At 43.4% G+C, this 7571-nt stretch carries 12 protein-coding genes; 11 read left to right on the top strand and 1 reads right to left on the bottom strand.

Features of this window, described 5'->3' with window-relative positions; translation table 11 throughout:
* Positions 1-191: 191 nt before the first annotated feature.
* The gene (locus tag ACLOR3_RS08945) at positions 192-1079 is read right to left on the bottom strand and encodes a DUF975 family protein (protein WP_229046334.1); all 888 of its coding nucleotides are present in this window, start codon (positions 1077-1079) and stop codon (positions 192-194) included.
* A gap of 151 nt (positions 1080-1230) precedes the next feature.
* Here ACLOR3_RS08945 and tgt point away from each other — a divergent pair, with 151 nt between their 5' ends.
* The 11 genes from tgt to rpmC all read left to right on the top strand — a co-directional run.
* Positions 1231-2373: a tRNA guanosine(34) transglycosylase Tgt gene (gene tgt / locus ACLOR3_RS08940; protein WP_023024993.1), complete on the top strand. Its 1143-nt coding sequence runs from the start codon at positions 1231-1233 to the stop codon at positions 2371-2373.
* A 433-nt stretch (positions 2374-2806) separates the two neighbouring features.
* Complete coding sequence (rpsJ, locus tag ACLOR3_RS08935) at positions 2807-3115, top strand: 30S ribosomal protein S10 (protein WP_003009585.1); 309 nt, start codon at positions 2807-2809, stop codon at positions 3113-3115.
* A gap of 83 nt (positions 3116-3198) precedes the next feature.
* On the top strand, positions 3199-3825 hold the full coding sequence (rplC, locus tag ACLOR3_RS08930; protein ID WP_411400916.1) for a 50S ribosomal protein L3: 627 nt from the start codon (positions 3199-3201) through the stop codon (positions 3823-3825).
* Between the two features lie 24 nt (positions 3826-3849).
* Positions 3850-4473 carry a 50S ribosomal protein L4 gene (gene rplD / locus ACLOR3_RS08925; protein ID WP_003009591.1) on the top strand — a complete coding sequence of 208 codons (624 nt, stop codon included), beginning with the start codon at positions 3850-3852 and terminating at the stop codon, positions 4471-4473.
* Positions 4473-4769, top strand: a complete 297-nt coding sequence (locus tag ACLOR3_RS08920) for a 50S ribosomal protein L23 (RefSeq protein ID WP_006595190.1) — start codon at positions 4473-4475, stop codon at positions 4767-4769. Before rplD ends, ACLOR3_RS08920 begins: the two co-directional genes overlap by 1 nt.
* 17 nt (positions 4770-4786) lie before the next feature.
* On the top strand, positions 4787-5620 hold the full coding sequence (rplB, locus tag ACLOR3_RS08915) for a 50S ribosomal protein L2 (RefSeq protein WP_006595189.1): 834 nt from the start codon (positions 4787-4789) through the stop codon (positions 5618-5620).
* Between the two features lie 102 nt (positions 5621-5722).
* Positions 5723-6004, top strand: a complete 282-nt coding sequence (rpsS, locus tag ACLOR3_RS08910) for a 30S ribosomal protein S19 (protein ID WP_000533766.1) — start codon at positions 5723-5725, stop codon at positions 6002-6004.
* 11 nt (positions 6005-6015) lie between these two features.
* On the top strand, positions 6016-6360 hold the full coding sequence (gene rplV / locus ACLOR3_RS08905) for a 50S ribosomal protein L22 (RefSeq protein WP_006595188.1): 345 nt from the start codon (positions 6016-6018) through the stop codon (positions 6358-6360).
* A gap of 12 nt (positions 6361-6372) precedes the next feature.
* The gene (gene rpsC / locus ACLOR3_RS08900; RefSeq protein WP_006595187.1) at positions 6373-7026 is read left to right on the top strand and encodes a 30S ribosomal protein S3; all 654 of its coding nucleotides are present in this window, start codon (positions 6373-6375) and stop codon (positions 7024-7026) included.
* A gap of 3 nt (positions 7027-7029) precedes the next feature.
* The gene (gene rplP / locus ACLOR3_RS08895; RefSeq protein ID WP_023024998.1) at positions 7030-7443 is read left to right on the top strand and encodes a 50S ribosomal protein L16; all 414 of its coding nucleotides are present in this window, start codon (positions 7030-7032) and stop codon (positions 7441-7443) included.
* A 9-nt stretch (positions 7444-7452) separates the two neighbouring features.
* A partial coding sequence (gene rpmC, locus ACLOR3_RS08890; RefSeq protein WP_412037172.1) for a 50S ribosomal protein L29 occupies positions 7453-7571 on the top strand: 119 nt, incomplete at its 3' end.

Here is a 7571-nt window from a genome sequence, read left to right as displayed (position 1 = left end):
AGCACACTCGTTTGGTCTTAGGAGAAGGATAGCCTTTGATTTATCCCAGAACCTCGCGTCTTTCATCCGGTGATTAAACTGATACGGGAGATGAAATAAATACAGACGGATTTCCCTAACAGAGATAAAAGAACCCACCTAGTGCTTTGGAGAATGGCTCCAATCGAAGGTGGGTTTTCTTGTTTTCTTTGTTAATCAAGTGGATTAGACTTTGGTAGATCCGGCGCCTTTTGCTGGAAGCGACTGTCCGCCTGCATCCGTTTTTGAAGGAGGGTATGGTAGAAGATGATTTGGCAACTGGTTGCATAAGGTTTGACATAAAAATTCGCCATTCCTAAAGTGAAAAAAGATAGAATTTGCCAACCAAGCAGGCTCAAATCAAGAACAAGGCGGTGGCTCTTAAAGCCTTTCATCTCTTCCTTACTTTGGCGGAGGATAGACATAGGCCCATCATAGGTTCCTGTCATCAGTCGACTATATAGGATCAACTCGACCAAACTATACTGGTAATAAAAAGGGAGGAAGAGCAGGAGCCCAACCAGAGCCATTAAGAGGCCGGTCGTCATCGTTGGAGCTAACTTTAGAATTGCTTGAACTTCTGGAGTATCCGCTCTAAGGGTAGACGTAGTGGAGGAGGATTCATTGATAGCGAGAACGTGATAGCTGACCACCGTTAAGAGGAGTTGACTCACATAGAGGAGACTCCCCCACAAAGACAGGATCACTTGCTTAATGAATAGCGTCAAAAACGCAGGTGTAAAATACTGGCTCTGAAAGATGGTGAAGATACCAAAGTTCTTTTCTCCCTTGCTAGAGGCAGAAATCAAAAAGCGAAAAGTTGCCCCTAAATAGAGAAAAGACAGGATAAAACCAACAATCGCAGGAAAAATCTGCCGACTTAGAAGAAAGAGTATCCCTTCTCTAAGTTCCATGTGAGCAAGTGTTTCAGTGATGTCTGTCCCTGTCAGCATGTAACTTGCAAGGATTGTCAGGAAAGTTGGTAAGGCAAAGTAGGAGAAGACTTTGGGATGTTGCAATTGCAGCTGACGAGCTTGAGCACGAACCAATTTTATATTCATAATGTCCTCTTTCATGGTAGTAGTACCCTTTATTATAACACAAGTCCGTGACAGAGCTGGTAAAATTTGGTACAATCGTACAGGTGCTCACAGGAGATCCTGTGACAGGAATAAGAAGGCTGGGACTATTTTTCCCAGTACGGAGGTAACCATGACAGATTCACCGATTCAATATCGATTAATCAAAAAAGAAAAGCATACAGGAGCTCGTCTGGGAGAAATTATCACCCCCCACGGGACTTTCCCAACTCCAATGTTTATGCCTGTAGGGACTCAGGCAACCGTTAAGACCCAATCACCAGAAGAACTCAAGGAAATGGGGTCCGGAATTATTTTGGCCAACACCTACCATCTCTGGCTTCGTCCGGGGGATGATCTAGTCGCAAAAGCAGGAGGACTGCACCAGTTCATGAACTGGGACCAGCCCATTTTGACAGATAGTGGAGGCTTCCAGGTCTATTCACTAGCGGATACCCGAAATATCACCGAAGAAGGGGTAACCTTTAAAAACCACCTCAATGGTTCGAAGATGTTCCTCTCCCCAGAAAAGGCCATCTCGATCCAAAATAATCTAGGGAGCGACATCATGATGTCCTTTGACGAATGTCCTCAGTTCTATCAACCCTATGATTATGTGAAGAAATCAATCGAACGGACCAGTCGTTGGGCAGAACGTGGCCTTAAGGCTCATCGTCGCCCTCATGATCAAGGTCTTTTCGGGATTGTTCAAGGGGCTGGATTTGAAGACTTGCGCCGTCAGTCTGCGCGTGATCTTGTTAGCATGGACTTCCCAGGCTATTCTATAGGTGGGTTAGCTGTTGGAGAAAGCCATGAAGAGATGAATGCCGTGCTGGATTTCACAACTCCGCTCTTACCAGAGAACAAGCCTCGCTATCTCATGGGAGTAGGAGCACCAGACAGTCTGATCGATGGCGTTATTCGTGGAGTGGACATGTTTGACTGTGTCTTACCGACGCGGATTGCGCGAAATGGCACCTGTATGACTAGTCAAGGACGTCTGGTGGTGAAAAATGCGCAATTTGCAGAAGACTTTACACCGCTAGACCACGAGTGTGATTGCTACACTTGTAAGAATTACACCCGTGCTTATCTTCGCCACCTCCTCAAGGCAGATGAGACCTTCGGCATTCGCTTGACCAGCTACCACAACCTCTACTTCTTGATCAACCTCATGAAGCAGGTCCGTCAAGCCATCATGGATGACAATCTTTTAGAATTCCGTGAGCATTTCGTCGAAAAATATGGCTATAACAAATCAGGGCGGAATTTCTAGGAAAAGCTAAATAGAAAGAAAAAAGACTACAGCCATCTGAGAATAATAGGAATAACTGATAGACGCAGTGGTTGATTGGTATCTTTGTTCGCTTGTTAAGCTCCAAAGATAACCTAATCAACTGTGCGGGGGCGAGACGATGAACAAATTTGGAAATAAATTTGTTCTGTCTCGCTCCCTTTTTTCTATATATTAGCAACTTTTTTAGCACGCTTTTTCTTTCGAAAACACTTTCATCAAAAAAACGAAAAAAATCTGCTCAAATTCCTTGCATTGGGGCTTTCATTGTGTTAAACTACTATGGTGCTGTGAAAAACAGCTATTAGCTTTGATGCAAGAGGTTGCGACACGCTCGGTTGCATTGCCACGCAACGCGCGTCGGTTTTCTTGTGGAGCTAGCCTATTATCTTAAATAGACGAAAAGGAGAAAAAGATGGCAAACAAAAAAATCCGCATCCGTTTGAAAGCGTACGAACACCGTACACTTGACACAGCGGCTGCAAAAATCGTAGAATCAGCTACTCGTACAGGTGCACAAGTTGCGGGTCCAATCCCACTTCCAACTGAGCGTAGCCTCTACACAATCATTCGTGCGACTCACAAATATAAAGATTCTCGCGAACAATTCGAAATGCGTACACACAAACGTTTGATCGATATCATCAACCCAACTCAAAAAACAGTTGACGCTTTGATGAAATTGGATCTTCCAAGTGGTGTAAACGTAGAAATCAAACTTTAATCTAAAGCTTGATACCTTGAGCATAAAAAACGCTCGTTAAAAACTTTTTGAATAAAAAACTATAGAAAAGGAACTATTTTCTCATGACAAAAGGAATCTTAGGGAAAAAAGTGGGAATGACTCAAATCTTCACTGAAGCTGGCGAATTGATCCCTGTAACAGTTATCGAAGCAACTCCAAACGTTGTTCTTCAAGTGAAAACTGCTGAAACAGATGGTTACAACGCTATCCAAGTTGGTTTCGATGACAAACGCGAAGTATTGAGCAACAAACCTGCTAAAGGACATGTAGCAAAAGCTAACACGGCTCCTAAGCGCTTCATTCGTGAATTCAAAAACGTTGAAGGCTTGGAAGTTGGTGCTGAAATCACAGTTGATACTTTCGAAGCTGGAGACATTGTTGATGTAACTGGTACTTCTAAAGGTAAAGGTTTCCAAGGTGTTATCAAACGCCACGGACAATCACGTGGACCTATGGCTCACGGTTCTCGTTACCACCGTCGTCCAGGTTCTATGGGACCTGTTGCACCTAACCGCGTATTCAAAGGTAAAAACCTTGCAGGACGCATGGGTGGCGATCGTGTAACTATTCAAAACCTTGAAGTTGTACAAGTTGTTCCAGAAAAGAACGTTATCCTTATCAAAGGTAACGTACCAGGTGCTAAGAAATCTCTTATCACTATCAAGTCAGCAGTTAAAGCTGGTAAATAATAAGGAAAGGGGAATACAGTCAAAATGGCAAATGTAACATTATTCGACCAAACTGGTAAACAAGCGGGCGAAGTTGTTCTTAACGATGCGATCTTTGGTATCGAACCAAACCAAGCAGTTGTATTTGATGTGATCATCAGCCAACGTGCTAGCCTTCGTCAAGGAACTCACGCAGTTAAAAACCGCTCAGCTGTTTCAGGTGGCGGACGCAAACCATGGCGTCAAAAAGGAACTGGACGTGCTCGTCAAGGTTCTATCCGCTCTCCACAATGGCGTGGTGGTGGAATCGTCTTCGGACCAACTCCACGTAGCTATGCGTACAAACTTCCTCAAAAAGTTCGTCGCCTTGCACTTAAATCTGTTTACTCAGAAAAAGTTGCTGAAAACAAATTTGTAGCCGTTGATTCTCTTGAATTTACAGCTCCAAAAACTGCTGAATTTGCAAAAGTTCTTGCAGCTTTGAGCATCGATTCTAAAGTCCTTGTTATTCTTGAAGAAGGAAACGAATTCGCAGCTCTTTCAGCTCGTAACCTTCCAAACGTGAAAGTTGCGACTGCTACAACTGCAAGTGTTCTTGACATCGCAAATAGTGACAAACTTCTTGTTACTCAAGCAGCTATCTCTAAAATCGAGGAGGTTCTTGCATAATGAATTTGTATGATGTTATCAAAAAACCTGTTATCACTGAAAAGTCAATGGCTCAACTTGAAGCAGGCAAATATGTATTCGAAGTTGACACTCGCGCTCACAAACTTTTGATCAAACAAGCTGTTGAAGCTGCCTTTGAAGGTGTAAAAGTTGCGAATGTGAACACTGTAAACGTAAAACCAAAAGCTAAACGTGTTGGACGTTACACTGGTTTTACTTCAAAAACTAAAAAAGCTATCATCACGCTTACAGCTGATTCAAAAGCAATCGAGTTGTTCGCTACTGAAGCTGAATAATCTAAGGAGGAAATATCGTGGGAATTCGTGTTTATAAACCAACAACAAACGGTCGCCGTAATATGACTTCTTTGGATTTCGCTGAAATCACAACAAGCACACCAGAGAAATCTTTGCTCGTTTCATTGAAGAGCAAAGCAGGTCGTAACAACAACGGACGTATCACAGTTCGTCACCAAGGTGGTGGACACAAACGTCATTACCGTTTGATTGACTTCAAACGTAACAAAGATAACGTTGAAGCCGTTGTAAAAACAATTGAGTACGATCCAAACCGTTCTGCAAACATCGCTTTGGTACACTACACTGATGGTGTGAAAGCATACATCATCGCTCCAAAAGGCCTTGAAGTTGGTCAACGTATCGTTTCAGGTCCAGAAGCAGATATCAAAGTCGGAAACGCTCTTCCACTTGCTAACATCCCGGTTGGTACTTTGATCCACAACATCGAATTGAAACCAGGTCGTGGTGGAGAATTGGTACGTGCTGCTGGAGCTTCTGCTCAAGTATTGGGTTCTGAAGGTAAATATGTTCTTGTTCGTCTTCAATCAGGCGAAGTTCGTATGATCCTTGGTACTTGTCGTGCTACAGTTGGTGTTGTCGGAAACGAACAACATGGGCTTGTAAACCTTGGTAAAGCTGGTCGTAGCCGTTGGAAAGGTATCCGTCCAACAGTTCGTGGTTCTGTAATGAACCCGAATGATCACCCACACGGTGGTGGTGAAGGTAAAGCACCAGTTGGTCGTAAAGCGCCATCTACTCCATGGGGCAAACCTGCTCTTGGTCTTAAAACTCGTAACAAGAAAGCGAAATCAGACAAACTTATCGTTCGTCGTCGCAACGAGAAATAATTTAGAACTAGTCGCTTAAGCGCTAGATGATCCGCCAGCTCGGTAGCGCTCCTTGTGAGCGCAAGCCGCTGTGGTACTATATTTAAAGGAGAAAATAATAAAATGGGACGCAGTCTTAAAAAAGGACCTTTCGTCGATGAGCATTTGATGAAAAAAGTTGAAGCTCAAGCTAACGACGAAAAGAAAAAAGTTATCAAAACTTGGTCACGTCGTTCAACGATCTTCCCAAGTTTCATTGGTTACACTATCGCAGTTTATGATGGACGTAAACACGTACCTGTTTACATCCAAGAAGACATGGTAGGTCACAAGCTTGGTGAATTTGCACCAACTCGTACTTACAAAGGTCACGCTGCAGATGACAAGAAGACACGTAGAAAATAAGGAGAACATAAATGGCAGAAATTACTTCAGCTAAAGCAATGGCTCGTACAGTGCGTGTTTCACCTCGTAAATCACGTCTTGTTCTTGACAACATCCGTGGTAAAAGCGTAGCCGATGCAGTAGCAATCTTGAAATTCACTCCAAACAAAGCAGCTGAAATCATCTTGAAAGTGTTGAACTCAGCAGTAGCAAACGCTGAAAACAACTTTGGTTTGGAAAAAGCAAACTTGGTAGTATCTGAAGCATTCGCAAACGAAGGACCAACGATGAAACGTTTCCGTCCACGTGCGAAAGGTTCAGCTTCACCAATCAACAAACGCACAAGCCACATCACAGTGGTTGTGACAGAAAAATAAGGAGGTAACATCGTGGGTCAAAAAGTACATCCAATTGGAATGCGTGTCGGCATCATCCGTGATTGGGATGCCAAATGGTATGCTGAAAAAGAATACGCGGATTACCTTCATGAAGATCTTGCAATCCGCAAATTTATTCAAAAAGAATTAGCTGACGCAGCGGTTTCTACTATCGAAATCGAACGCGCAGTAAACAAAGTTAACGTTTCACTTCACACTGCTAAACCAGGTATGGTTATCGGTAAAGGTGGAGCAAACGTCGATGCACTTCGTGCAGCTCTTAATAAATTGACAGGTAAACAAGTTCACATCAACATCATCGAGATCAAACGTCCTGACTTGGATGCTCACCTTGTTGGTGAAGGAATTGCTCGTCAATTGGAGCAACGTGTGGCTTTCCGTCGTGCTCAAAAACAAGCGATTCAACGTACTATGCGCGCTGGAGCTAAAGGAATCAAAACTCAAGTATCAGGTCGTTTGAACGGTGCAGATATCGCCCGTGCTGAAGGATACTCTGAAGGTACAGTTCCACTCCACACACTTCGCGCAGACATCGATTACGCTTGGGAAGAAGCAGATACAACTTACGGTAAACTTGGTGTTAAAGTATGGATCTACCGTGGTGAAGTTCTTCCAGCTCGTAAAGACGCTAAAGGAGGTAAATAACCAATGTTAGTACCTAAACGTGTAAAACACCGTCGCGAATTCCGTGGTAAAATGCGCGGTGAAGCAAAAGGTGGAAAAGAAGTATCATTCGGTGAATACGGTCTTCAGGCTACAACTAGCCACTGGATCACTAACCGCCAAATCGAAGCTGCTCGTATTGCCATGACTCGTTACATGAAACGTGGTGGTAAGGTTTGGATCAAGATCTTCCCACACAAATCATACACCGCTAAAGCTATCGGGGTACGTATGGGATCTGGTAAAGGGGCACCTGAAGGTTGGGTAGCACCAGTTAAACGTGGTAAAGTAATGTTTGAAGTTGCTGGTGTATCTGAAGAGATCGCTCGCGAAGCGCTTCGTCTTGCAAGCCACAAATTACCAGTTAAATGTAAATTCGTAAAACGTGAAGCAAAATAAGGAGAGGTCATGAAACTTACAGAAGTAAAAGAATTTGTTAAAGAACTTCGTGGTCTTTCTCAAGAAGAACTCGCGAAGCGTGAAAATGAATTGAAAAAAGAATTGTTTGAGCTTCGTTTCCAAGCTGC

It is taken from the genome of Streptococcus intestinihominis (assembly GCF_046824975.1).
Taxonomy (GTDB): domain Bacteria; phylum Bacillota; class Bacilli; order Lactobacillales; family Streptococcaceae; genus Streptococcus.
The sequence above is the reverse complement of the archived record's forward strand: the minus strand, read 5'-3'. Positions and strand labels throughout refer to the sequence as shown.